General features: G+C 44.7%; 22 protein-coding genes and 2 pseudogenes. 16 read left to right on the top strand and 8 right to left on the bottom strand.

Annotation, left to right across the window (positions count from 1 at the left end; all coding sequences use genetic code 11):
* Positions 1 to 761 precede the first annotated feature (761 nt).
* The 4 genes from CKQ84_RS22065 (at position 762) to CKQ84_RS22050 (ending at position 3,010) form a co-directional block, all read left to right on the top strand.
* Entirely contained in the window at positions 762 to 1,367 is a 606-nt protein-coding gene (locus CKQ84_RS22065; protein WP_105252763.1) for a GNAT family N-acetyltransferase, read from the top strand.
* 19 nt (positions 1,368 to 1,386) lie between these two features.
* Positions 1,387 to 1,851 (top strand): N-acetyltransferase, encoded by a 465-nt coding sequence (locus CKQ84_RS22060; RefSeq protein WP_028760288.1) that lies wholly within the window; start codon positions 1,387 to 1,389, stop codon positions 1,849 to 1,851.
* Between the two features lie 32 nt (positions 1,852 to 1,883).
* The gene (locus CKQ84_RS22055; RefSeq protein ID WP_105252762.1) at positions 1,884 to 2,288 is read left to right on the top strand and encodes a hypothetical protein; all 405 of its coding nucleotides are present in this window, start codon (positions 1,884 to 1,886) and stop codon (positions 2,286 to 2,288) included.
* Between the two features lie 326 nt (positions 2,289 to 2,614).
* Complete coding sequence (locus tag CKQ84_RS22050) at positions 2,615 to 3,010, top strand: hypothetical protein (protein ID WP_105252761.1); 396 nt, start codon at positions 2,615 to 2,617, stop codon at positions 3,008 to 3,010.
* Positions 3,011 to 3,075: 65 nt separating this feature from the next.
* Here CKQ84_RS22050 and CKQ84_RS22045 read toward each other — a convergent pair whose 3' ends face one another.
* Positions 3,076 to 3,891, bottom strand: a complete 816-nt coding sequence (locus CKQ84_RS22045) for an ABC transporter substrate-binding protein (protein ID WP_105252760.1) — start codon at positions 3,889 to 3,891, stop codon at positions 3,076 to 3,078.
* Between the two features lie 137 nt (positions 3,892 to 4,028).
* Here CKQ84_RS22045 and CKQ84_RS22040 point away from each other — a divergent pair, with 137 nt between their 5' ends.
* From CKQ84_RS22040 to CKQ84_RS22025, 4 genes are all read left to right on the top strand, one after another.
* On the top strand, positions 4,029 to 5,126 hold the full coding sequence (locus tag CKQ84_RS22040) for a DUF2157 domain-containing protein (RefSeq protein WP_105252759.1): 1,098 nt from the start codon (positions 4,029 to 4,031) through the stop codon (positions 5,124 to 5,126).
* On the top strand, positions 5,113 to 6,276 hold the full coding sequence (locus tag CKQ84_RS22035) for a DUF4401 domain-containing protein (protein ID WP_105252758.1): 1,164 nt from the start codon (positions 5,113 to 5,115) through the stop codon (positions 6,274 to 6,276). The genes CKQ84_RS22040 and CKQ84_RS22035 overlap by 14 nt, the downstream gene beginning before the upstream one ends.
* Positions 6,276 to 6,791 carry a GDYXXLXY domain-containing protein gene (locus CKQ84_RS22030; protein WP_105252757.1) on the top strand — a complete coding sequence of 172 codons (516 nt, stop codon included), beginning with the start codon at positions 6,276 to 6,278 and terminating at the stop codon, positions 6,789 to 6,791. The genes CKQ84_RS22035 and CKQ84_RS22030 overlap by 1 nt, the downstream gene beginning before the upstream one ends.
* Before the next feature lie 283 nt (positions 6,792 to 7,074).
* Positions 7,075 to 9,909: an ExeM/NucH family extracellular endonuclease gene (locus CKQ84_RS22025; RefSeq protein WP_105252756.1), complete on the top strand. Its 2,835-nt coding sequence runs from the start codon at positions 7,075 to 7,077 to the stop codon at positions 9,907 to 9,909.
* A 257-nt stretch (positions 9,910 to 10,166) separates the two neighbouring features.
* On the opposite strand, the gene CKQ84_RS22020 is transcribed toward CKQ84_RS22025, so the two are convergent.
* On the bottom strand, positions 10,167 to 10,358 hold the full coding sequence (locus CKQ84_RS22020) for a hypothetical protein (protein ID WP_105252755.1): 192 nt from the start codon (positions 10,356 to 10,358) through the stop codon (positions 10,167 to 10,169).
* A gap of 189 nt (positions 10,359 to 10,547) precedes the next feature.
* On the opposite strand from CKQ84_RS22020, the gene CKQ84_RS22015 reads away from it, so the two are divergent.
* From CKQ84_RS22015 to CKQ84_RS23945, 5 genes and pseudogenes are all read left to right on the top strand, one after another.
* A complete protein-coding gene (locus tag CKQ84_RS22015; RefSeq protein WP_105252754.1) occupies positions 10,548 to 11,489 on the top strand; it encodes an HNH endonuclease signature motif containing protein in 942 nt (313 codons plus the stop codon).
* A 119-nt stretch (positions 11,490 to 11,608) separates the two neighbouring features.
* Positions 11,609 to 11,758, top strand: a pseudogene (locus CKQ84_RS22010) (transposase); the annotation flags it as partial.
* A 98-nt stretch (positions 11,759 to 11,856) separates the two neighbouring features.
* A pseudogene (locus tag CKQ84_RS22005) lies at positions 11,857 to 12,847 on the top strand (transposase).
* 260 nt (positions 12,848 to 13,107) lie between these two features.
* A complete protein-coding gene (locus CKQ84_RS23950; RefSeq protein ID WP_216822568.1) occupies positions 13,108 to 13,647 on the top strand; it encodes a hypothetical protein in 540 nt (179 codons plus the stop codon).
* Positions 13,648 to 13,680: 33 nt separating this feature from the next.
* The gene (locus CKQ84_RS23945; RefSeq protein ID WP_216822567.1) at positions 13,681 to 14,022 is read left to right on the top strand and encodes a hypothetical protein; all 342 of its coding nucleotides are present in this window, start codon (positions 13,681 to 13,683) and stop codon (positions 14,020 to 14,022) included.
* 831 nt (positions 14,023 to 14,853) lie between these two features.
* On the opposite strand, the gene CKQ84_RS21990 is transcribed toward CKQ84_RS23945, so the two are convergent.
* The 6 genes from CKQ84_RS21990 to ppk1 all read right to left on the bottom strand — a co-directional run bounded on the left by CKQ84_RS21990 (position 14,854) and on the right by ppk1 (position 21,511).
* On the bottom strand, positions 14,854 to 15,750 hold the full coding sequence (locus CKQ84_RS21990) for a hypothetical protein (protein WP_105252752.1): 897 nt from the start codon (positions 15,748 to 15,750) through the stop codon (positions 14,854 to 14,856).
* An 11-nt stretch (positions 15,751 to 15,761) separates the two neighbouring features.
* Positions 15,762 to 16,520, bottom strand: a complete 759-nt coding sequence (locus CKQ84_RS21985) for a hypothetical protein (protein ID WP_105252751.1) — start codon at positions 16,518 to 16,520, stop codon at positions 15,762 to 15,764.
* Positions 16,520 to 17,041 (bottom strand): hypothetical protein, encoded by a 522-nt coding sequence (locus CKQ84_RS21980; RefSeq protein ID WP_105252750.1) that lies wholly within the window; start codon positions 17,039 to 17,041, stop codon positions 16,520 to 16,522. The genes CKQ84_RS21985 and CKQ84_RS21980 overlap by 1 nt, the downstream gene beginning before the upstream one ends.
* A 22-nt stretch (positions 17,042 to 17,063) precedes the next feature.
* Positions 17,064 to 17,348, bottom strand: coding sequence for a J domain-containing protein (locus CKQ84_RS21975; protein ID WP_006081330.1), 285 nt, complete (start codon positions 17,346 to 17,348; stop codon positions 17,064 to 17,066).
* A 404-nt stretch (positions 17,349 to 17,752) separates the two neighbouring features.
* Complete coding sequence (ppx, locus tag CKQ84_RS21970) at positions 17,753 to 19,297, bottom strand: exopolyphosphatase (RefSeq protein WP_173913208.1); 1,545 nt, start codon at positions 19,295 to 19,297, stop codon at positions 17,753 to 17,755.
* A 42-nt stretch (positions 19,298 to 19,339) separates the two neighbouring features.
* Entirely contained in the window at positions 19,340 to 21,511 is a 2,172-nt protein-coding gene (gene ppk1, locus CKQ84_RS21965) for a polyphosphate kinase 1 (protein ID WP_028760273.1), read from the bottom strand.
* 376 nt (positions 21,512 to 21,887) lie between these two features.
* Here ppk1 and yegD point away from each other — a divergent pair, with 376 nt between their 5' ends.
* The 3 genes from yegD to CKQ84_RS21950 are packed head-to-tail and all read left to right on the top strand — an operon-like array spanning position 21,888 to position 24,273.
* Entirely contained in the window at positions 21,888 to 23,351 is a 1,464-nt protein-coding gene (yegD, locus tag CKQ84_RS21960) for a molecular chaperone (RefSeq protein ID WP_105253136.1), read from the top strand.
* Between the two features lie 37 nt (positions 23,352 to 23,388).
* A complete protein-coding gene (locus CKQ84_RS21955; RefSeq protein ID WP_012088939.1) occupies positions 23,389 to 23,736 on the top strand; it encodes a hypothetical protein in 348 nt (115 codons plus the stop codon).
* A 48-nt stretch (positions 23,737 to 23,784) separates the two neighbouring features.
* Positions 23,785 to 24,273, top strand: coding sequence for a CreA family protein (locus CKQ84_RS21950; protein WP_105252749.1), 489 nt, complete (start codon positions 23,785 to 23,787; stop codon positions 24,271 to 24,273).
* The last annotated feature ends 113 nt before the right edge of the window (positions 24,274 to 24,386 follow it).

The raw sequence follows: 24,386 nt of genomic DNA, 5'->3' as shown, positions 1-24,386 counted from the left end.
ATAAGCCCAGCCAAAGCGCTGGGCTTTTTGTTAGCTGCAGCAAAGCCACCCGCATCTATATCGAGTACAGACACCGCCGACTATGTTGGCCACGTCATCACATCATCGCTACACAAACACCAGCCCCGACCATTTTAGCCACGAAAACCAGCGCGACAGAGAAACCACGACACGAAATCCGCACTCTTCCTCACCCTCCTGCGCGCTTTGTATGTTAATTTTTTTTCAGTTTTAGTTTATTGCAGTTCATAGGCGCAGCCAGCGCCATTCCTAGGGGTTTTAAAGGATCAAAGATCTGAAATGATCGCGGTTTATTTCACTGTTTTACAGTTCCATACAGCGCGTTTGGTGGCGAGTGAAAATGTCTAGGTATTGATTTAATTAGCTTTTGCGTGGATTCCGTGGGGTTTTTATGAATGATTAGAAAATATTGAAAAAGATCTAAACAATAATAATCAACAACTTAAGACGATCAAAAACTGAAATGAAAAACGCATGTTGTTACGAACCAACCAGCGCGATATTATCGAGTCAAAATTAAAAAGCTCCGTCGCCACTTTGTCGCCATAAATAGTTTTATCTCAAAAATCCGAATCAGATACCTCTGATAATTAATTGATTTAAATAGTAAATTTACTCGTTTAAATGCGAGTAAATACAGGGTGTTCAAAATAGGGTGTTTTTTTATTCTCGTTTAATGTTAGGCTAGATAAAAACGTGCGCTACAACACACTTTTCTATCATCTAACGGAGGCGATACTGTGGGCTGTGAAGATAACTTAGGTTGTTTAAGTGGTGAGCATATTGTACTTGAGCCCTTATCTTTGTCCCATGTGGCGGCATTGAGTCTAGCCGTGACAGATGGTCAACTTTGGCGTTTATGGTTTACCAGTGTCCCTGAGCCAACTGAGATGAAGCTCTATGTGGCTAAAGCACTCGAAGAAAAAGCGCGGGGCCAGAGTTTTCCCTTTGCGGTGCGGGATAGAGTGTCAGGGGAAATCGTCGGATGCACGCGAATTTGCAACTGGGAGTCTGATAATCGCCGTCTTGAGATTGGATACACTTGGTATGCTAAACGTGCCCAGCGCACTGGGATTAATACTGAAGCTAAACTGCTGTTATTGACCTTTGCTTTTGAAACCTTAGACGCCATTGCCGTTGAGTTTCGTACTCATTGGCATAACCAAGCTTCGAGACAAGCCATTGCAAGACTGGGCGCTAAGCAAGATGGTGTATTGCGAAATCATAAGATTCTTAAGGACGGCACTATCCGCGATACCGTGGTGTATTCCATTATTGATACCGAGTGGCCAACGGTGAAAAACAGTCTGCAATTTCGATTGCGACAACGACCGCCAACACTCTAATGATAAATAGGAAAAGCCCATGGCAAGCATCATAACTCGAGTAGATGTGACTCATGTCCATGAGGTTGCAGTGTTATTCAATGAGTACCGACAGTTTTATGGGCGTAGGGATGATCTCGCGGCTGCGGAGCAGTTTATTCATTCAAGAGTGTCAGATGGCTCATCGGTGATATTTATTGCTAAAGATAATCAAGGGCTTGGATTAGGTTTTGTTCAAATGTATCCCAGTTTTTCATCGTTACGTTTGGCCCCTATGTTGATCCTCAATGATGTGTATGTGACTCAACATGCCCGATGTGTCGGTATTGGGCGGGCGTTAGTGCTACAGGCCGCCAGTTATGCCAAAGCGCATAATATGAGTTATTTGATGTTAGAAACACAGCAAAAAAACCAGCGCGCGCAGGGCTTGTATGAAGGTTTAGGCTTTGTGCGTAACCAAGATTTTTATATCTACGAACTTGAGCTCCACCGAGGGCTTGAGTAGGTTTATTTATGGCGATTAAAAGGAAAAGTAACATGTTAACTCAGGTAAAAACGTTAGTATTAGGTGGTTTAGTCTTAAGTGCCAGTACTGCAGTTTGGGCTGATGAAGCAGAAAAAGCGTTTAGTAAAGAAGCCATTGAATGTGCCGCTTACTATCAAATTAGCTCAGAAGCCATTGGGGCGATGAATGCACCGCAAATGCAGGCCGTGGGTGAGCGTTTAAAAAGTTCTAAAATTGAGTCTGAGAATTTAGCTAAGAAATACAGCTCTGAAGCTGAGGTCACTCAAGCGGTTGCCGATGCTAAAGCCCGTCAAATCGAAAGCTTAGGGGGGTCAAGTAACTTAGGTGCGTTAATGGGTAAATATAAAGAAGAATGTAAAAACCTGTTAGCCGATCCACAAAAGCGTTTAAATTATTGGACTATGGCGACTATGTAATCGTAGGTTTTAGTCAGGGTAATCGTTTACGGATTGTGAAGAAAAGGAGCCTGATGGCTCCTTTTTGCTTAAAGCACAAGCACTAAGGAGCTGATGGGGTCATTCATATTGAGTCGGTTTTCCCATAGATTTTAGCCCCGTTTGGTTTAGGGGCTTAGAACCAAGTTGCTTATTTTCGCTCGGCTGAAACTCAACCGCAGTTTTTAGGGTCTTAGTTACATGGTCAAGTATTTAAGCCTTGGGTTTAAATTCTCCTCAGTTTTAAATTCTTAGTTCAGTTTACGATATTCAAAGATAATCAAATATGAGTACTAAATGGGAGCACTATGGTATTAACAATAATGGCAGCGACTGTTTTGAGTGCTGGAGTCTGTGGCTACCATTTAATCTATGGTAAGCGGGTTTTATTAGCGCCACTCTTAAAGGCGAATGTGTCACAGCAAAGTAAGCAAATGCTACTGTGCTTATTTCACTGCCAATCGGTATTTTTTGTGGTTTCTACGGCTGCACTTTTAGCCTGTGCATTAAAGGTGATCCCTGGGATGTATGCCTTTAGCCTGTTGTTATTCCTCGGGATGAACTATGGGATCTTTGCGATTTGGCAGTTTTACATTGCCACTCTGAGTCCACCCAATAGTGGCCAGATGATCATAGTGCAAGCGCTGATTTTCTTGCTCATTGGTATTTTGGCTATGCTAGGGCCACTCTTGTCTGCCGCGTAAATTGCTCATGATAGCTTGATAAATCATCGATTGAAGCATCAGAGTTTGAAAAAATAAACAGCGAATTATGGGGTTAATTGAATACCGTATTGGGCGGCGAGTTCAGCGAGTTTACCATTATTGATGAGCAGTTCAATCCAGTGTGAGAGCCTTTTGCTATCGAGCTGTGAACTGGGGTTGAGTAAAATACCATTGGCGTATTTTTGGTCCCATTCATCTGATATTAAAAGTAATTTCCTATCTTCTGGATGAACCTTTAAATAATACTGTAGGTAAGAGTTTGTCACGGGCGCTAGGTCGGCGCGTTCACGTAGAATGCTTTCGATAGAGGCGTTATTGTGACTGACGAACAAGGGACGAAATTGCTTTGCCAGCGTATTCGCATCGGTTTCAAAGTGGGCAAACTGGTAGTGATATCCTTTGATGAACGCAATTGACTTGTTGGTTAAGTTTTTGAAATAGCTTTGGTTATGAGCTTTAGTTTTAAGTGCAATAAAGACTTCACCATCTATCATATGTAGCGGAATAAAATGAGTCGCTATTTTTTGCCATCCCCAAGCGGGATTCTCAAAGAGCATCATGTCGAAGCGACCTAAAGAATAGGCTTTATATCTGTGCTCAATACTGGTGACGGCAAATTTAAAGACCACTTCTTGTTGTACTTGATTTAATGCATTAATGATATCGAGTGTGAGACCTGTGTAACGGCCGTCTTGTTGTTGATGGACATAGGGAGCAAATTGATAACCACCGACATGAATTGTCGGAATTGACTCGGGAATCGCTGGCGACTGAACTTTATCTTGGGCGATAGCCGCAGTAAATGCGCTAATGCTTAAGGCTAAACAAAAGAGTAGACGACACAACTGGCTCAATATCATAGTCATCCCTTGTTATTTTTAGCATGAATGATTTTTTACAAGTATACACAATTTAATTTGTTCAATGCTGTCGATAAAGTGCGAATTTTAAATCTGTCATAGTAAGCTAGCGCAAACAGGATGAGGGAGATTTCACATTGAGCAAGATAAAATCTCAAGTGTGTGGTTGGGTTGAACAGGGACATATCACGCAAGAGCAGGCAAATAAGCTTTATCGACAGGTGACAGTCTTGCCGGATGGGTCTAGTTGGCGTCGCTTAATCGCTCATTTATTACTCTGGTTCGGTGCGTTAAGTTTTGCCTGTGGGGTGATTTTTTTCTTTGCTTATAATTGGCAATCTTTGGGGCGATTTGCCAAATTTGGACTGATTGAAGTGGCTATAATACTTGCTATCAGCGCATTTGCTTGGTTCTATTATCGTGCCAACATTTATTCCCCCGTTAGCCCTTATCGTAAAGACAGCACTTTTGGTGCGACGACCGCCAATGGCGTGCTACTGGCCGCAAGTGTGTTAGTCGGTGGCTTATTAGCGTTAGTTGGGCAAACCTATCAAACGGGCGCCGATCCTTGGCAGTTATTCGCGCTATGGGCATTTGTTATCTTACCCTTTGCTTGGGTGGCGGGATTTGATGGTTTGTGGCTGTTGCTGGTGGGATTACTAAACCTCAGCATAGGGATATTTCTGGATTCCTTTTCCCATTTCTGGGGATTATTTTGGGGCGCTCAAGGACAATTGCTGATATTTATCTGTTTGAATTTATTTATCTATTATGCTTTTGTACTTTTAGACCACAAAGTCGCGGGGCGCTGGCATGCGCCAATCCTTGAATATGCCTGTTCATTGTTTGCTATGGGCTGTTTTACTTGGTTAATCACTTGGCTTATTTTCGACGATTTCCTTGAACGTGATAGCTTCAGCACTGGGATCTTCTGTGGTTATTTTGCCCATCTGATATTCGGATTCGTTATTTTTCGTTATAGATTACCACGCATATATCCCTTGGCCTTGGGCGGTTTTAGCCTGATTGCCGTAGGCGCCGCGTTACTGATAAAGCTGATGTTTGAGGATAATGACCCCATAGGTGGATTTTTGTTTATTGGGCTTTATATCATTTTGGCAAGCACAGGTTTGAGTATTTGGTTGAGGGAGCTAAACCGGAAACTTAAACCTCAGTTTGTAGGAATCGCCAGCCAAGGAAGCGTGAGCGTGGGAGATGTTCATGAGCAACAATAATGGTTTACAGGATAGCGAAATGATCACTCGATCCAGCACTGATAGTGTTACATCAATCGACGCTTCGAGTGAATTAAGTCTAATCAAACTCTGGCAAGCTTTGTATGCCGAAGGCAATGTTAGTGCTGCTCAAATGCCAGAAGACCATGATATCCCTTGGTATATTGCCACTATGCAGGCGTTTGCTGCTTGGATAGCTGCGTTGTTTTTATTGAGCTTTATGATGGCAGCGTTTGGTGCCATTTTTGAGCATGTTGAAGAAGATGTCATTTTATTTATCGGCTTAACCTATTTAGCCTTGGGGATTGGGCTGTATTTTTTACCGCGGCAACAGATTTTTATTGAACAATTTGCTTTTGCCGCCTGTTTGAGTGGTTTGATCAGTGTGGCATGGGGATTATTTGATTTAATTAACAATGATTTTAGCCTCACATGGTATCTCTGTATGGCGGGTATTACATTGGTACTGTGGGGCTTGATTGCCCACGGGCTAGCCCAGTTTGTATTCGCTTTTTGCTTAAGTTGGTGCGTGATTGGCCTGATGGCAAAATTTGAACTGCTCAATTTTAGCCCAAGCCTTTTTGCCGTAGTCATTAGTCTAGTGTTATTAAATATCAATCAGTTCGGGCGTCATTATCGCAGGGCTCGGATGCTCATCTATGGTTTCGCACTCGCGTTGCTTTCGTTGCAGTTGATGCACGCTTTTAGTATGGACAGTATTTTTGAAGCCTTATTTAGCCCTTGGCAGCAAAGCCTGTGGCTGACACTGACTCATCTGTTGATTATTTTCGCTATTTGCGGATTTTTATTGGTGACAATCTTGCGCGAGCGCCAGCAATCACTAAGCTCACCAGCGGCGCTAGGATGTGTTATCGGTTTAGTCATCGTTAGCGGTTTATCCTTACCTATGCAGGGTTTATCAACGGCTATTCTATTGATCTTGCTTGGTCATTATTGCAACGAGTCTTGGTTGAAAGGTATGGGAATGGTGTCGGCGCTGTTATTTGTCAGCGGGTATTATTATTCCCTAGAAACGACTCTGTTACTTAAATCTGGTTATTTGATGGGCTTAGGCGCCTTGCTGTTGGTGGCAAGGTTAGTGATGTGGTGGTTATTTCCTGCCAATGAAAATGCCAAGGAGACTGTGTGATGGGCAATGTGATGGGAAAACTGTCGGCTTCACATAAATGGGCGCTTGGGCTCGTATTATTCACAACAGTGGCGATTCTCGCTGGCGTGAATTGGCGCATTTTCAAATTCGAACAACTGCTTAATCACGGCCAAGTGGTGCGTTTTGCATTAGCACCGGTCGATCCGCGCTCATTAATGCAGGGTGATTACATGGCGCTTGAATATGCCATTGCGCGCGATGTGCGTAGCGCCTTAGCGCCGCAACAAATGCAGGGGCAGTTATTGCTGGCTGTCGATGGGCAAAAAGTGGCGCGTTTTGTCGACTTTTATACCGACCAAGCACTCGGTAAAGATCAACTACGAGTGCAGTTTCGTGTCCGTGGTAATCAAATTAAGCTCGCATCGAACAGCTTTTTCTTTGAAGAAGGACAAGCCGATCATTTTAGTGCAGCAAAATACGGTGAGTTTAGAGTGAATTTGCAAGGTGAGTTACTGCTCGTCAGTTTACTCGATGAAAAGCTTCAGCCCTTATAACCCTGTGTCAGGATTGCCATCCATTTGTTCTGCTTACTTGATTAACCTCGATTTATCTCTGGCCGCACTGTGTAGTGCGGCCAGCATCTCCCGTACTGCTTTCTTCCTAGTTCTGATCGCTAAATCGCACGAATAATATCCACCTTAAGTTGCAACTTTGATGCAACCAATTTGTAACCTTGACCGCCTATAGTATCGTCAGTCTTCGAGGTGACATCACCTTGAAGCATCTAAGCGCATCAATTAAATACCAAATATTAAAACAATACATTTAGGGGTCTCAATGTTTAACACTAAAACTGTGCTGGCGTTAGCCATCAGCAGCGTTTGTGGGCTTGCCCATGGCGCGGATAATTTGATCATTTCTGAATATGTCGAAGGCAGCAGTAATAATAAAGCTATCGAACTGTATAACCCAACCGCGGGCGCTATTGATTTAAGCCAATACCAATTGCGCTTCTATTTTAATGGCAGCACAAATGTCGGCACGACCATTGCGCTCACTGGCTCATTAGCGGCGGGGGCGACTTATGTGGTTGCCGATAATGACTCTTCTGCCGATATCCTTGCGGTCACAAATCAACAGAGTAGCGCCAGCTTCTTTAACGGCGACGATGCGATTGAACTGACCTATCAAAATCAAGTCATTGATAGTTTAGGCCAAGTCGGTGTTGATCCCGGTGCCGAGTGGGGCAATGGTGACCTCTCCACTCAAGACAATACCCTGCGCCGTAATCCTGATCTGCTGATTGCCGATCCTATCAGCACCGATGCAGTAAGCTTTAGCACTTGGCTAGGTTTTGCTAAGGACGATGTTTCTGATCTTGGTAAGTTCAGTGCGGGTACGCCAACCGATCCCGTCGACCCTCCACCAAGCTCTTTAGTGTGCGGCGAAGAAGCCACAGCAATTCATGCGCTCCAAGGCGCGGGTGCTGCCAGCCCTCTTAATGGTCAAACTTTAGTGGTTGAGGCGGTTGTCGTCAGTAATCAAGAAGCTGGTCTTAAGGGCATTTTTGTACAAATGGCCGATAATGAAGCCGATAGCGATCCCCAAACCTCGGAAGGTGTGTTTGTATATACCGGCACTGCGCCCACAGCTTATGTGGCAGGCGATCGTATTCGTTTAAAAGCCAAAGTCACTGAATATCAAGGCTTAACTGAACTAACGACTTTATCTGATCACAAGTTGTGTGCCACAGGACAAACGTTACCAACGGCCGCGCTAGTGACCTTACCTGTTAACAGCAGTGATGATTTTGAGCCCTTTGAGGGCATGCGGGTTCGTTTCAGCCAAGATTTAGTGGTGAATGAAGTCTATAACCTAGGCCGTTATGGCGAGATTTCATTAGGCAGTCAGCGCCACTTTATTGGTACGCAGGTGGCTGCGCCGGGCGCGGATGCGCTGGCGGTGAGCGCAGCCAACCAACGTGACAGTATTTTATTGGATGACGGTTTAACGGCGCAGAATCCTGATCCTGTGCAATTCCCCGCTCCTGGTTTGAGCGCATCAAACACAGTGCGTGTAGGCGATAAAGCCACATCGCTTACGGGTGTAATGCACTATGGCTTTAATCTGTATCGCATTATGCCAATCGAAACGGTGAACTTTGTGGCTGAAAACCCACGCCCAGTTGCGCCCACATTGGTTGAGGGTGGTAATCTAAAAGTCGCTAGCTTTAACGTGCTTAACTACTTCAATGGTGATGGCCAAGGTGCAGGTTTCCCAACCGCGCGTGGTGCCAATACCTTAAGCGAGTTTGAGCGTCAAAAGGCGAAGATTGTCAGTGCCATGGTGGGCATTAGTGCCGATGTATTTGGTTTGATGGAAATTGAAAACGATGGCTTTGGCGCTAATTCAGCCATTGCCGATTTAGTCGCAGGTTTGAATGCTGCTGTAGGTGAAGCGCGTTACGCTTATATCGCGCCAACAGGCATGAATGCGATTGGCACCGATGCCATCACAGTTGGCTTGATTTATCGCAGTGATAAAGTCACGCCGCAGGGCGCTGCACGTATTCTATCTAGTGCAAATTCGCCATTAGATAGCGATCAACAGCCCTTGTTTGACGATAGCAAAAACCGTCCAATGCTGACGCAAGCCTTTAGTGTGAACGGCAGTGAAGAAGGCGTGGTTGTTGCGGTTAATCACCTTAAATCTAAGGGCAGTGAATGTGCGGGCGAACCTGATCTTAACGACGGTCAAGGCAACTGTAATATCACTCGTACCCGTGCGGCGACGGCTGCAGGTCAATGGATTAGCGAGCAATATCCAGATCAAGGCGTACTGCTGATTGGTGATTTGAACGCCTATGCGAAGGAAGATCCATTAACGGCCTTAGGTAATGCAGGCTTTAGTGAGCTGTTTGCCAAACTTGAAAAACCGAACCCTTATTCCTATGTATTCTCGGCTGAATCGGGTCAGTTGGACCATGCTTTAGCGAACGCAGCCCTGCTGGATAAAGTGGTGGATGTGACGCAGTGGCATATCAATACCGACGAACCACGTGTATTGGATTACAACGAAGAGTTTAAGACGCCCGCTCAAATCCAAGACTTATTCGCAAGTGATGCTTACCGCTCATCGGATCACGATCCTGTGGTGATTTCACTCTTGCTCGAAGCGGAAAAAGTCGCGCCAGTGGCCAGTTTCACTCAAGTGGTGAATGGTGCAGCGGTGCAACTGACATCCACTTCAACCGACAGTGATGGACAAATCGTATCAGCCGAGTGGAGCTTTGGTGATAACACTGTGGCAGTGGGTGAGGTTGTGACCCACAGTTACAGCCAAAGCGGCGAGTATTTGGTCACGCTAACTGTGACTGATAACGACGGCCTAACCCATAGCACGTCGCAAATGGTGACAGTGGTTGCTGACAATGTGAAACAAGCACCCGTTGCGCAAATTCAGCGTATTAATTTATGGTTAGTCGATATGTTTATCTCGACTAGCTATGATACCGATGGCGTGATCAAGCAACATAAGTGGACGTTCGACAATGGCACCCGCGCTAACGGTCAAGTGGTATTGCGCCTTGCCCGCCGTGGACAACACACTGTTGAACTGACCGTTAAAGATAACGACAAGTTAACGGATACCACAACGCTGACTTACCGTTAAGCCAGTCCTTTTTTTCCGCTGATATTTAAAGTGACGCCAAGCCCGCAGCCGCGGGCTTTTCTTTTTGCCCAAAAGCAAAATAAAGTTGTTGTTAGTTGTGACGCATCAATTTTCATTGTTTCCCCAGTGACTCATCACCTCTTTATTTAACAAGAAGCCTCCCTGAGGGCTCTAATAAAATATCCCTGTTTTAGAAGGTTACAGGTGCAACAATGCCAATCTTAACTAACCCTTCTGCTGTTCGTTTAGCTAAAAAGCTAATGCCCAAAGCAAGATAACTTTGTCGTCAGTTGTGCTGTATTCATTGTCATTGTTTCCCCTGTGACTCGCCATAAACTCGTCCCTGAGGGCTCGACGACGGCATCCATGCCGCCAACGGTCACAGTTGCAACAATGCCAATCTTAACTAACACTTCTGCTGTTCGTTTAGCTAAAAAGATATTGTCCAATTACGTGTCAGTTCTTCTGCTGGCACCGTTTATGCCCCATTCCTTCTTACTGCGCCTATTAGTGGCGGCATTAAGCTAGATCTTGTTGACCAAATTTTAGTAATGCTACAGAGTGTCTATATAAATCAAGCCATACCAGAGATCGATCAGCACATCGAAGTCACTCCATTACAGTAAGGAAAATGCTTAATGTCTGCCCAAAAGAAATCCTATCCGCTCAAGAAATCGATACCACTGTCTGCTCAGAGAGGGTTTTTAACACATTTAAGTGTTAGCGGGGAGAATGAAAATGCGCGTCAAGGCATGCAACTACTACTGTCCACCCTCCGTGACCACAAGCTCACTAAAGGGCTTGCAGCCTACACACTGAACAAAGGCAATCCATCTATCGGTTTTGGCATGGAACGCGGGAAAACCCTATTTTCGATCAAAAAAACTAAGCAGGACTTTTATTTCCACTTAAACGGCACTGATGAGCAACACAGATCCGAATGGGAATCGCTTACTAATGCGCTCGGGGTTAAATTCACTTTCAAGCAGACAATTTCTGTCAATGCACTTGGCAATAGCGCTGCTAGCAGTCATGAACTATCAAAGTTACTTCAATTCCTTGGATACTGTGAACAGTGTAACTATGTGTGCGAGTTTGTCGGTATTGAACGCCCCTCTCAGCAGTCCCAATCTGGTGCTGTTGAAGCTGATTTTAACTTTGGTCCCACTCGGAAAAGTAAAGAGCAACGTGATTTCACCAAGGCATTACATCAAAAATATGGTGGCCGCTGCGTAGTCACTGGCTGCAATATTAGTAAGGTTCTCGAAGGAGCTCATATAAAAAGCTACACCGATATGGATAAGCAAGATAGGTTTCAATTTGAACCACACAACGGCTTGTTATTGCGCTGCGATATCCACGCATTAACGAGCGGCAAAGCTCCACTCATGGTATTCAAGCCACTCAAACAAAAGGGACGCATTAAAGTGCTGTTATCTAAAAAGTTGGATAAAAGTGATTACACGTCTTTCAAAGACAAAGAATTCTCTGTTGAACTTGCTACCTACCAATACATTTCCGATGTTTACAATAATTTCCTAGACCAAGGCATTGAGGATTTTGGCAAGCCCTTTAGTTAATTGGGACTATAAAATAAAAATGGACACCCAGCCTAAAATAAAAGTGGACACCCAGCCTTAATAGCGCAGTTGTTAACCTCCGACTATGCTTGGGTTAAGCATTAAACAAGGAGGTTTGTATGCCGCGCCCACGCAGAACTCAGATAAGTGTTGAAGACACACCCTATTACCATTGCTGTAGCCGCGTTGTGCGGCGTGCGTTTTTGTGTGGTGATGATGTCTATTCGGGGAAAAACAATGACCATCGCCGCGCTTGGATAGAATCACTACAAAAAATAAAAGAAAATAAAAGTGGACACTCAGCCTAAATAGCGCAGTTGTTAACCTCCGACTATGCTTGGGTTAAGCATTAAACAAGGAGGTTTGTATGCCGCGCCCACGCAGAACTCAGATAAGTGTTGAAGACACACCCTATTACCATTGCTGTAGCCGCGTTGTGCGGCGTGCGTTTTTGTGTGGTGACGATGCCTATTCGGGAAAAAATTATGACCATCGCCGCGCTTGGGTAGAATCACTACTGTTTGAACTTGAAGCCGTTTTTGCCATTGATGTGGCGGCCTTTGCAGTGATGTCCAATCATCTGCATGTGGTGCTGCGGGTCGATATCGACAGCGCGAATCGTTGGACTGACCGCGAAGTACTTGAGCAGTGGCATAAGCTGTTTAAAGGCGATGAATTAACGCAAAAATTCGCCAAAGGTGAGTTAGTTGAGGCGCATGAAGTTCACAGATTAAAGCATTCAATTGCCATTTATCGCAGCCGTTTATGTGATATCAGTTGCCAGTGTTTTCAAAAGAGTGCGCTGCCTCAACGAACCCATCGCAAGGCAAGCGAATCAAGAGGATAACTGCACAGGTCGTTTCTGGGAAGGTCGCTTTAAATCGCAAGCCCTACTCGATGAAACCGCTGTGTTAACTTGTATGGCCTATGTTGATTTGAATCCTATTAGAGCGCAACTGGCTGATACACCAGAACAATCCGACCATGCCAGTATCCAGTTGCGTATTCGGGCTGCATTAAAAGGTGAGCAACCTAAAAATCTACTGCCTTTTATCGGTAATGAGCGCGACAACCAGCCCAATGGCATTGCGTTTTTATTATCGGATTACCTTGAATTGGTTGATGAAACAGGCCGAATTATTCGAAGTGATAAACGTGGGGCAATCAGTGTAAATAGCGCTAAGTTACTGACAAGATTAAATATCCCACATGACAATTGGCTCAAGCTCACTACCGAGTTTGGCAAGCTATTTCATGGTCCGGTGGGTACGCTGCAAGCACTCACTGATTACTGTGAACATCTCGAAAAGCGACGACGGCACTTTGCGGCAAGCTGTCAGCACTTTCACAGCAACTAACTGTAATACTGCTTAACCAAACCAATCACTGCCCATTTGTTTTATTGGGTGGGTTAGCATGTCTTAAATCCACTATTTTTAATGAGTAAGCTCATTTTCATGCCTCAGCTTTAGCTCTTCAATTCTTGATGACTCTCATTTAAGCAATTTTAGCTCGTACAAGTTGTAGACAAACCAAAAGTGCATTATGTTGTTGATCTAAAATGGGTGGCCAGATTTTGATACATAAATACTAAGACGTTACATATATAAGGAATATCATGGCTCGTAGTTCGAGTAAATTTGACAGGTGGAAGTCGAGAGAGCCAAGCTCATGGACTTTCCAAGTTTTCCAGAAGCACAATCGAGAATTAAGCAAAATGTTCATTTCTCACATTGCTGCGCACTCATATAGCTATAAAAAGCTTGGGGAAACAGCTAGTTGGGATGATTCAGTAACTGATCATTTTTCGTTTAAAGATTCCACGCATGCTCATTCGTTTGATAACTTAAAGAGTTGGTCAAAATCTTTTGAGAATTTTGATAACTGGATTAATTTAAATTCAGTTATGACAATGACATCAAACTTAGAAACGTATATAGCTACAATTATCAAATTGGCTCTAGAGTCTGATGTCGGAGTACTTTATGGAGTTCCTCAGAAAATAGACGGATCATCTATATTAAAGCATGGGAATTCTCAGCCTTTTGACTTCCGTGAAAAGATTATTTCCTGCACCAAAGGCGATTGGAGTAGTAGAATTTCTGCGTATAATAGTACGTTTGGATTTGTTCCAGAAATATTGAAAACTCACATTTAAGATCTTGAAAAAATAAGAAATTTAAGAAATAGAGTGGGCCATTCGTTCGGCAGAGATATCGATAAAAGCAGAAATCATGGACAAATTGATGTTATTCCTATCGAAAAGCTTCGTAGGGATAAAGCTCTTTGGTATCAAAGCTTGATCTATGGTGTGGCAAAGGATATTGATAGACATCTACATGTAAAGCATGTTGGTGAATATCAAACTGTAAATTTTTACCACAATCTTCTTAAGCGTTTACCTGATTCAGATCACTACAAAAAACATAGCGTACGAGTTGCAACTCTAAAAAAAGAGCTTGGTAGATTCGGGGCGTACTCTGCAGGAAAGAACTTTTGTTCTGGATTAATAGAGTATTATGAGAAATTGTAAATGTAACAAGGCGCTGCTACGGAAAATTTACTCGCTGACGCTCCTAAACTTCCGCAGAGCGCGGCGTTACCCATAGAAATCTTAATCCGAAACTCAAAAATTAGAGTTGGGAATCTAACATGCATTCGTCCAAAAGCGTGCTGCGTAACGCTTTTAAATCTACAGATTACGCGAATGCACGAAAGGTGAGCCATGGTGATTTGCGAGACGACCGTCCGCCCCATGGACGGGACGGTCGAGCATCCAAGGATGGACTGGCTGCGAGTCGACGAGCAAATACTATGGCAAGCCTGTGCGAGTGGATATCCGTAAACGCTAAACTGCTAACAACTGAAATTACTGCTCCCCAAACACTACTTTTCAACACATTTCTGTCCCAAAGTATGTTGCGTATGTCTTTAAATCTACAGATTACGCGAATGCACGAAAGGTGAGCCATGATGATTGGCGGACTTGAACAACATCCTTGTTTAACTGCCAGTTCGCCGTCCATGGCTCTCGTTCATAAGCTCAGAACCCCTAGGTTTCTATTCACCATGTCGATGAGTGAATGACATGGCAAGCCTGTGCGAGTGGATATCAGCAAACGATAAGCTGCTAACATCAAAGTGATAGGCCATTCAGAAGATTTTTCCAACAGCTATCTGTTCCCAAAGCGTTATCAAGCTTTACGCTAAAACCACTCAAAACTGAGAATGAGATGGTGAAGGTTGAATTGGGCATGGGGATAACAGACAATAAAAAAGTGCTTTATTTTTCAATAAAGCACTCATTTTTAAGCGGCTCAAGCACTCGTTAACGTACTGAACACACTACTGATTAAAGTCCCGATCAAAGTACTATGTAGAGTGGCCAGCCGAGGAGGCCGACGAGACCTTCCTTGTGTTCGAATCTTTCTAAGCGCTCGGGGGAAGCGTCGCTGAGTAAGAGTTCGCGGTAGCTTTTCGCAAAGTGCAGGGTACGCAGTAGGGCGGGGACAAAGTTTTTACCGAGATCTTTACTGATGATTTCAGCGAGTTCTGCGGGTAATTCTGCTAACGCTTTCTGGGTTTCCAATTCGATATGCTCACGGGTAAACCATTCCTCTTTTAAGGTGATTTTGCCGATACGCTTTTTCAAATCCTGTCTGACTTTGGCGCCATCAAACAACAATCGATACAGTACCGCTTCGGCTAATACACTCTCTAGATTGAGAAAATCTAGCGGATCATAGCTCGATTGCGCGTAAAACTGTGCCAATAGGGCCGCAATTGACTGTTGGCGTTGATGCTCAAGCAGGGCATCTTGATAGGCTTCATAGCCTAACCATTCTTCCGCATCGGGCGGGCTAGACACTTGTTCAAGCAAGAACTTGTCGACATCGCCGTACAGTGACTTGCCGTTGACGAGTTTATGCTTGCTGACAGTGCTGAGCATGCTCCAGCCTTTTTGAAAGCATTTGACTACGCCATCGGCGGTGATCAACAGGCGTATCGCCTGCTGCGGATTTTGGTTTGATAATTCTATCAAACCAAGGCTCACCACACCAATGACATCGTGCGCCGCTTGTTCGAGCAAGTGCATTTTGTATTTGTTGTAAAACTTATCGGCCAGTTTGAGGCTCATCAAAATGGCTTTGGATTTGATTTGTGACAGCTGTTCACCGCTCAGCGTTTCGTCTGCTTGGCCTTGGATCAATACCTTGCTCAGGTAGGGTCCTTGATCTACATCACGCAGTACCAGTTGCATCAAATAATTCCTTAATCCAAAAAGCTAAACATATCATCGACTTCAGCGTATTCATCCGTCACTTGGTTTTTCTCTTTGGCTTGAATAACCAGCTCGTTGACAAACTTGCTGATGATCATTTCCCAACCTGAGCTTTCGTTACGCAGCAGACTCTTAATGGCTTTTTCAACATCGGGCGCGAGCTCGTGGATTAAGGCCATTAGGCTGCGTGGGTCGTCTATGCTGAGGCTGTGTGCATCTTCACTGGCGACGCGGCTGTCGTAGCCGATGGTTTCAGTGTCTTCTTCGTCATCATAGATATCTGTGTAGCCGTCTTCATCTTCATGCTTTTCGCCTAACATCATTTCGATGAAAGGGATCGACAGGTAGAAGAGGCCCGCAGGATCTTCGGCGATACATTCTAGAATCGCAGTTTGCTTTTCTTCGCTATCTTGAATGCGAATTAAATAGGTCAAAAAATCAAAGGTATGCTGAATAAGTTCTTCGGCATTGTTTTTGATTTTTTCTTCCCAGTACAAAGGTTGCTGACAGACGATGTCGCGAATTTGTTCCGGGGTCATGAGTTCAGACATGATCGAAGGACAAGAGATATCATGGTGACTGTTGATTTGGGTCAGCGTGACGATATCCATGTGTTCGATAACTTCGACTAATTGCTCGTCGCTCATGGTATTTGCAATGATTTCAAAGCGTTTGCTCGCTTGTTTTGGCTCTACGTCCGCCAACTCTTTAATTTCGGCGACGGTAATCTCAATGAGACTAGTGTTCATTAGCGGTCCTCATCATCGTAGTGATCGTAGTAGCCATCTTCCTCTTCGCCTTCATCATCGTTATCTGAGGTGCCAACATAATCGTTGTCATCATCTTCATCGTCGTGATGTTTTGCTGCTGGCGTTGCTTTACCTTGAGTTTCAAGTAAATACAGCACGGCGCAGCTTTCAATTAGTAAGGTTTCCGAGTAACCACGCACGGCTAACACTAAAGGTAAATCAGCATTGTTAAAGCCAATCGTGACTTTAAACTCATCCCACTCGGGTTGAGTTGCCGTGTTTATCCAATGTGCCCACTTGAGTTTGGCTTCGGCGGGAAACTTAATTCGACCGTAAAGCGCGACAGGCAGGTACTCAGGCACAGTATCGAGCATCTTAGGATCGGCTTCTAACACCTTTTTGATTTGGCTAGTAAATTGCTCTAGCGCTTTAGGTGTATCGGGATCGTCGTAGGACTCGATATTGTCGTAGGCATTATTTTTTAGCTCATTAATGCGTGAGATATTCAGTTTTTTGACCATTTGACACTACTCTAGAAAACGCTCAAGGATAAAATTGATCCCACAGCTCGCGCATGGCACTAGCGGGATCGGTCACTATGACGTTATTGAAATCTTTGATAAACGCATTTCGTCGCTTAGGATCGGACAACACATCATAAGCATTTTTAACGCGTTCAAGTTGTACGGCGGCTTGCTGCTTTTCCTCTTCCGAGGCGCCTAACAACTTGTCGGGATGATATTTGTTTGACAGCCGTCGATAGGCTTTTTTAATGTCGTCTTCTTTGGCACTGGGTTTTATACCAAGCACACTAAAGTGGTTAATCATACTTGTACCTGCAGGCGATGGGGCTGATATCGCGAGATAAAAAGGGTTTGACTCTGATTATCTTTAAATTCGTGGAATTATGATTAGTCAGCCGTGGATGATAGCAGAAATCCCCACTCAGCGGCAAACGTGCGAGCAGGAATTTGTGCTTTAGTGAAGGGTTAAAAATCCTTTAAACTTTAATCTGTTGTGGCGCATGGATTAAGTCTACCGCTATGCTGTTGAAATCCCATTATCAAGCCAGATTCACTGCTAACTTAACCTTGTTTTTAGGCGAGATAATGGCCCTCGATTAAGGGCAATATTTTAGCGCCGAACAGTGCCGAATCCTTCGCTAAATACACTTACACAGAGCTAACCCACACTCGCCTCGGCCACGTTAGGCTGAGCTAACGCCGTAACAGCTAAGTCAGACTCGACACTAAACGCAGGTTCATTCCAAGGGTGAGCATTTGTTTTTGTTCTCGCTGTAAATCTTTCATAAACAAGCTGATTTTCCGCTTATGGCTTGGTAGTACTAGCATGAGTCCATCGGGGATCACTTTAATATGATCTAAGGTCAGCGTCTTAGCGATACGGCCAAGATTGAGCAAGACAGCGAGCCTAAGCAGGCAGAGTAGGCGATTGAGCGTGAGCTTATGGTTGGGATCGAGCTCAGCGAGCATTAATTCGTTAGGCTTTTTTCTGTGATTGGTGATAAGTCGTGCTAAATCCAGCTGTAATGCTTCGCTAAACCCAGGTAAGTCACTGTTACTGATAATGTAACCGCCGTGTTTGTGCAGGGATTTTGAATTAATGTGTAATCCGATTTCATGTAAGGTCGCGCTATAGGCGAGCAAGCGCGCATGGGGCCTTAATTGCCATTCATCGGCGACCTGTTCAAACAAGGCCATAGCAGTGTCGCGTACCTTAGCCGCGTGGGCCATATCGATATGATAAAGCTGGGCAATACTGTCGACGGTGCGGTGGCGAATATCCTGATATTGACCAATCTTTGCCAGTTCATAGAGTACGCCTTCACGCAGTGCTCCTGGGCTAAACTCAAGTTTTTGAATCGGTAAGCGCCTAAAAAAGTTGATCAAAATGGCAAGTCCGGCGGGCACTAAGGGAATGCGTTTATCATCGACGTTGGCAAATTGGATTTGGCTAATATGGCCACATTTGATTAACTTGATTTTGAGCTGTTTGAGTCGTGGCAGCGTGATGGTTTCATCGCCGTGCTCTTCTTGAATTGCTTCGCAGATGGCTTTCACTGTACCTGAACTACCCAAGGTGAGTTCCCAGCCGCCCGCGAAATATTCCTTTGAGAGCGACGCGAACTGCTTATCGGCCGCACTTTGGGCATCGCGAAATGAGGCAGGGGTGATGAGCCCATCAATAAAGAAACGCTCATTAAAACTCACACAACCGCAGCGCAGGCTAGATAACTGAGTTGGGGTATTTTTCTGGCCGATCACCACTTCGGTAGAACCGCCACCGATATCGATGACTAAATTACTTTTTCCTAGCACTTGGCTTTGGGCAATACCGTTATAAATCAAACGCGCTTCTTCATGGCCCGAAATGACCTCCACCGGATAGGGCATGATGGCGAGCGCCGCCTCGATAAACTGATCGCGGTTTTTGGCGATTCTCAGAGTGTGGGTGGCGACTAATCGCACTTGCGCTTGGTCGAGATTGGAAAATCGTTGGTTAAAATCCCGTAGGCAATTGAGCCCACGTTCTATGGCGTCATTGTCGAGAATATTTTGCGCATTGAGTCCAGTGGCGAGCTGAACCTGTTGTTTTTCTTTATGTAAAATCTGCAAACTACCATCTTGCTCGCGTGCGATGACCAGATGAAAACTGTTCGACCCCATATCGATGGCGACAAAGTGGCGCGATTTAGAGTTTGCGAGTACATTGCTGGGCGTAGCGTATGACTGTGTGTGCGAATATGTGGTTACCAATCGGATTATCCTTAGGCAATCAAAGCGATATAAAGCCAGCGATTAGCTGGCTTTGGCCCGTAACTCAGGTGTTATGTCAGGCTGAGTTTTCACTTCTCGCTCAGCGTCACCCTCATGGGTGGACATACGTAAGGCATTAAATTCTTGCAGTTGGCGCTTCTCATAATTAATCAGATATTGATAAATGGCAATTTGAGAACGCACTTTTCGTTTGTTACCGCGATTCCGATAAGGATTACTTTGTTCCTTGTTAATGACACGTGCTTTAGTGTTGTCATTGAACTGTAAGGATAAAATATCCATTATCATCTGTTTTAGGCGCAGATCATAAATCGGCACACTCACTTCAACGCGGTTATCTATGTTGCGGCTCATCCAGTCGGCGGAGCAGATAAAGAGTTTGTTCTCTCCACCCGCGTGGAACAGCATCACCCGCGAGTGTTCGAGGAATCGGTCGACGATACTATAGACTTCGATGTTGTCGCTGATCCCCGGAATTTGCGGGATAAGCGAACACATGCCGCGAATAAGTAACTTGATTTTGACCCCAGCCGCCGAGGCTTCATAGAGCTTTTGTACTAAGGATTCATCGAGTAAGTTATTTAATTTTAAGGTAATTGCCGCCTTCATATGGCTTTGGGCATTAACGATTTCATTATCAATTAAGTGACTCAGTTTTTGTCTGGCATCGTAGGGCGACACGATTAAATGCTGGAAGTTATCGCGGCGATACGGATGTTCAATCAAGTCAAACACTTGCTCCACTTCACGGGCAATCTCTTGATTGGCGGTGAACAGTGACAAGTCGGTGTAAACCCGCGCCGTGCCTTCGTTAAAGTTGCCTGAGCCAACGTGACAATAGAGTTTGATTTCCCCTTGTTCTTCGCGGCCAATCAAGCACAACTTGGAATGCACTTTTAAACTGGTGATACCGTGGTGAACTTTGACGCCCGCTTCGGCCAAGATGCGGGTCCATTCGATGTTGGATTGCTCATCGAATCTGGCCCTGAGTTCAATGACGGCGGTGACTTGTTTGCCGTTTTTCACTGCATCGATAAGCGATTGCATTACATGGGATTTTTTCGCCACTCGATATAAATTAATTCGAATAAAGCGCACCGCCGGATCGTAGGCCGCTTGGCGCACCATTTCGGTAAAGTGGGAAAACTTATGGTACGGATAATTGAGCATGATATCGCCCATCCGAATCGCATCGAAACTGTTGGCACTGCGGCCAAAACCTGCACTATTGAGCGCCGGTAGTTTTTCGTTTTCGAGGTAGTCGCGGCTCGGGTTGGGGAAGGCGATAAAGTCTTTAAAGCTGTGGTAACGCCCGCCTGGGATCAAACATTCGGTCGAGCTGATGTTCAGGTTTTCTTTGAGCATCACCAACATGTGTTCAGGCATTTCTTTGTCATACACTAAGCGCACAGGCTCGGCGGTAAGACGTTTTTTCAATCCTTTGGTCATTTTCTCCAGCTGGGTTTGTTCAAGCTCGTCAGTGATATCAAAATCGGCATCGCGGGTTAACTTCATCGAATACACTTCGATAGCATCGTACTCGAAGAAGGGGCCAAAGAGTTCATCGACGCAGTGGCGAATAATATTATCTAATAAAATCAGATATTTTTTCGCTTTACTCTTTTCGGCTGGGAGTTCGATAAACCGCGGTACATTTTTAGTCGGCACTTCGACTAAGGCGTATTGGCGACGCGCCTTAGTGAATAAACACACGCATAAATAGGTGGCGTCGTCGTTGATTTGCTTGATCAGATCGCGATTATTATTAACCATAAGCGGCGCGATATGGCGTTTGAAATGGTCTCTAAAATGCTTTTTCAGCCAGTCGCTGTGGAACTCGCTTAATTGTTTCTCATTGATTAACAAAATATTACGACGTACAAGTTCGCGCATTAAATCCGTGTATATGCCATCGAACCTTTCTTGCAATGCCATCACTTTCGATTGGATCTTGGCCATTAAATGGCGGCTATTACTGCGACCTTCCTGCAGGGATGACAGCAAAATGGAGCGTCTGACCGCAGCCACACGCACCCTAAAAAACTCATCCATGTTATTGGAAAATATCCCTAAAAAGCGCACTCGCTCCACTAAGGGAACATTGTGATCGCAGGCTTCTTGCAATACCCGCTCATTAAAAGACAACCAAGAGAGTTCTTTATCAATCGAAAGTTTATCGGTATTCGGGGACACTGCACAGCTCCTTTAAGCAAGCGTCATGGCGCAATATACAATAGCATTCATCCGCCGTTGTGCAATCAGATTTACTGCCGACAAGTGAAGGAATTTCAATGATAAATATTGCGTACACGCCAAAATCAGTCTGGGATTTATCTGGGATAAAGATACGAGGGAAATATGTCAACTTGATGACGAGTGTGACAGAAATATGACCTTATGATGATCATCTTGGATTGAGCTTAAACTCAGTTCGCGTCATTGCGATTTAAGTCTTGAGAAACTGTGCAAGCGCGGCTTACTGGAGGATAAATCCGTCAGTGTTAACTCCTTGGGCATTATCGCAAACTATGTTATCTTGCTCGGCTTTTTTATCGCGGGAGTAAAAGGTATGTTTGTTGGATTTGATTATGGTAGTGCTAACTGCGCCGTAGGGATCATGCTGGGTGATGGTGTGCAGTTATTGGCGTTATCAGAGCAATCAGCTTATTTGCCTTCGACCTTATACGCGATGGACAGGGAACTGATCGCCGAGGCGGTTTATCGTGGCCTTCCCACTGAATTAAAAGCCGATTACGCCAAAAAGCGCGCCGCGCAATTGAGTCGTGCCCGTATGGTGCGCCATGAGTTAGATCTCGATGCCGATGTTCAGGCTGTATTTGTTGGCGAGCAGGCGGTGAGCGCGTATTTAGATATGCCGGAGGAGGGGTTCTATGTCCGTTCGCCAAAATCTTTTTTAGGCGCGACAGGGCTTAGACCCGAACAAGTGGCCCTGTTTGAAGATATTGTTACCTTGATGATGCAGCATATTAAAGTGCGCGCCGAATCTGTGTTAGTTGAAAAAGACCTTGTGAAGCAGGGTAGCACTGCGATGATCACCCATGCGATTATTGGTCGTCCGGTGAACTTTCAAGGCATAGGCGGTGAAGAGAGTAACCGTCAGGCCGAAGCCATTTTGACCTTAGCGGCAAAACGCGCGGGTTTCATCGACGTTGATTTTCTGTTCGAGCCGTTAGCGGCGGGGATGGATTATGAAGCGACCTTGACCGACAACAAAACGGTATTGGTCGTCGACGTAGGCGGCGGTACAACGGACTGCTCTGTTGTCAAAATGGGCCCAGCCCATAAACAAAAAGCGGATCGCAGTGAAGATTTCCTCGGTCACAGCGGCCAGCGGATCGGCGGTAACGATCTTGATATCGCCCTTGCAATGAATGCCTTTATGCCGCACTTTGGTTTAGGTTCCTTGATGATCAATGGCAAACCTATGCCCAGTAAAACATTTTGGAATGCGGTCGCAGTGAATGATATTAGCGCCCAGCGAGAATTCAGTACCTTAAGTAGCCGTAAATTGATTGATGAATTGGTTAAAGAAGCCGAGCAGCCACAGTTACTGAAGCGATTGTTAAAGGTGCAACAGCAGCAGTTAAGCTATCAACTGGTTCGCCAAGCCGAGCGTGCGAAAATTGCGCTGTCAGATACCGATAATACTGATGTTAATCTGGATTTTATCGAAGCTGCGCTGCACGCGGGTGTGAGTCGTGACTTGTTTGAAAATGCCATTGAGCCGTCGCTGACGAAAGTGGAAGCCCTGATGCACCAAGCGCTCACGCAAGCTGCAAAAACTTTGGCTGCAACAAATGTCGCGGTAAACCGCTCAGCAACAGAGGATTTATCCGCTGAAGCAGAGTGTAAACCCGATGTGATTTACGTGACGGGAGGTACGGCACGAAGCCCTGCGATTTATGCGAAAATCGCTGGTATCTATCCCGATATTCCGGTCGTGGTCGGCGATCACTTTGGCTCTGTGACAGCCGGATTAACCCGCTGGGCACAAAAGCTATTTGCAAAATGAATTAGCTTAGAATTTAAATATATAACAGGGAGTTATTATGTATCGAATTTTATTGTTAGGTATCTTCATCATACTTTCAGGTTGTGGTTCACTCGATAAGCAATCTATTTTAGTTAATGCTGGAGATACCAAGGAACAAGTGCTTAATATTATGGGGCCACCTGATGATCGTCAGTTCCAAGGAAAGAATGAGGCATGGCAATTTTGTAAAACTGGGGCTGGTTTTGGTTATCATGATTACCGTATTTTTTGGTTTTTCGATGGTAAAGTTACAGGTGTAAATTCCTATAAAAGTACTCGTCCAGGCGTTTCTTGTGTCACTGATATTAAACCCATTAACTGGGAAGATGCGCCAGATGTCACACTTGAAATCCGTAAGAGATAGTTTTGTTTTTTTATACTTTACTTAGTTCGTAATATTTAGGAAGTAATAATGAAAACTCTGTTGAAGTGTGCGTTTGCGGCCTCTGTAGGTTTATTGCTTGCGGGTTGTGGTGACGATGTGGGTAAGGTGAGCTTAGGGCTTTTTACCACTAAAGATGTGATTATTGATGCTAAAAACGATCCTAAAATACTTGGGGTGACTTGCCATATCAGTCGTATCGAAGCCAATTTAGATTTTGCTGATCCGTCCGATATGGGGATCAGTTGCCGTCAAACTGGGCCAATTACTGCGGCCGATCTGGCGAAGATAGATATGGGGAAACACGGCGAAGTGATTTTCACTGAATCCCTGAGTATTTTATTTAAGTCATTAAAAGTGCGTAGAATTTACGATGCGCAAAATCAGACTCTGTTGTATTTGTCCTATTCGACGAAAGAGACCAATGGCAGCCATAAACATGCGCTCTCAACAGTGCCGCTTTATGGCTCTGCGGCTTGGGTCGATCCTGCATTAAGTATTGGAACGAAAGCGAATTAATCACCGTAGGGTTTATGATTTAGCGGTTTATTTGCGATAAGCATAATGATATTGCAATAAAAATTCGTATTTGTGTCAGTATCGATAAGAGAAGGGGCGGAATATTTATTCCG

It is taken from the genome of Shewanella sp. WE21, from assembly GCF_002966515.1.
In the GTDB taxonomy this organism is placed as follows: Bacteria; Pseudomonadota; Gammaproteobacteria; order Enterobacterales; family Shewanellaceae; genus Shewanella; species Shewanella oncorhynchi.
Note: the sequence above shows the minus strand (reverse complement) of the source record. Positions and strands in the feature narration are given on the sequence as shown.

What these genes read in the sequence shown, in the direction of transcription:
- CKQ84_RS22060 (WP_028760288.1), top strand. Translation starts at nt 1,387, where the DNA reads ATGGCAAGCATCATAACTCGAGTAGATGTGACTCATGTCCATGAGGTT.
- CKQ84_RS22055 (WP_105252762.1), top strand. Translation starts at nt 1,884, where the DNA reads ATGTTAACTCAGGTAAAAACGTTAGTATTAGGTGGTTTAGTCTTAAGT.
- CKQ84_RS22050 (WP_105252761.1), top strand. Translation starts at nt 2,615, where the DNA reads ATGGTATTAACAATAATGGCAGCGACTGTTTTGAGTGCTGGAGTCTGT.
- CKQ84_RS22045 (WP_105252760.1), bottom strand. Translation starts at nt 3,891, where the DNA reads ATGATATTGAGCCAGTTGTGTCGTCTACTCTTTTGTTTAGCCTTAAGC.
- CKQ84_RS22035 (WP_105252758.1), top strand. Translation starts at nt 5,113, where the DNA reads ATGAGCAACAATAATGGTTTACAGGATAGCGAAATGATCACTCGATCC.
- CKQ84_RS22030 (WP_105252757.1), top strand. Translation starts at nt 6,276, where the DNA reads ATGGGCAATGTGATGGGAAAACTGTCGGCTTCACATAAATGGGCGCTT.
- CKQ84_RS22025 (WP_105252756.1), top strand. Translation starts at nt 7,075, where the DNA reads ATGTTTAACACTAAAACTGTGCTGGCGTTAGCCATCAGCAGCGTTTGT.
- CKQ84_RS22015 (WP_105252754.1), top strand. Translation starts at nt 10,548, where the DNA reads ATGTCTGCCCAAAAGAAATCCTATCCGCTCAAGAAATCGATACCACTG.
- CKQ84_RS23950 (WP_216822568.1), top strand. Translation starts at nt 13,108, where the DNA reads ATGGCTCGTAGTTCGAGTAAATTTGACAGGTGGAAGTCGAGAGAGCCA.
- CKQ84_RS21990 (WP_105252752.1), bottom strand. Translation starts at nt 15,750, where the DNA reads ATGCAACTGGTACTGCGTGATGTAGATCAAGGACCCTACCTGAGCAAG.
- CKQ84_RS21985 (WP_105252751.1), bottom strand. Translation starts at nt 16,520, where the DNA reads ATGAACACTAGTCTCATTGAGATTACCGTCGCCGAAATTAAAGAGTTG.
- CKQ84_RS21980 (WP_105252750.1), bottom strand. Translation starts at nt 17,041, where the DNA reads ATGGTCAAAAAACTGAATATCTCACGCATTAATGAGCTAAAAAATAAT.
- CKQ84_RS21975 (WP_006081330.1), bottom strand. Translation starts at nt 17,348, where the DNA reads ATGATTAACCACTTTAGTGTGCTTGGTATAAAACCCAGTGCCAAAGAA.
- yegD (WP_105253136.1), top strand. Translation starts at nt 21,888, where the DNA reads ATGTTTGTTGGATTTGATTATGGTAGTGCTAACTGCGCCGTAGGGATC.
- CKQ84_RS21955 (WP_012088939.1), top strand. Translation starts at nt 23,389, where the DNA reads ATGTATCGAATTTTATTGTTAGGTATCTTCATCATACTTTCAGGTTGT.
- CKQ84_RS21950 (WP_105252749.1), top strand. Translation starts at nt 23,785, where the DNA reads ATGAAAACTCTGTTGAAGTGTGCGTTTGCGGCCTCTGTAGGTTTATTG.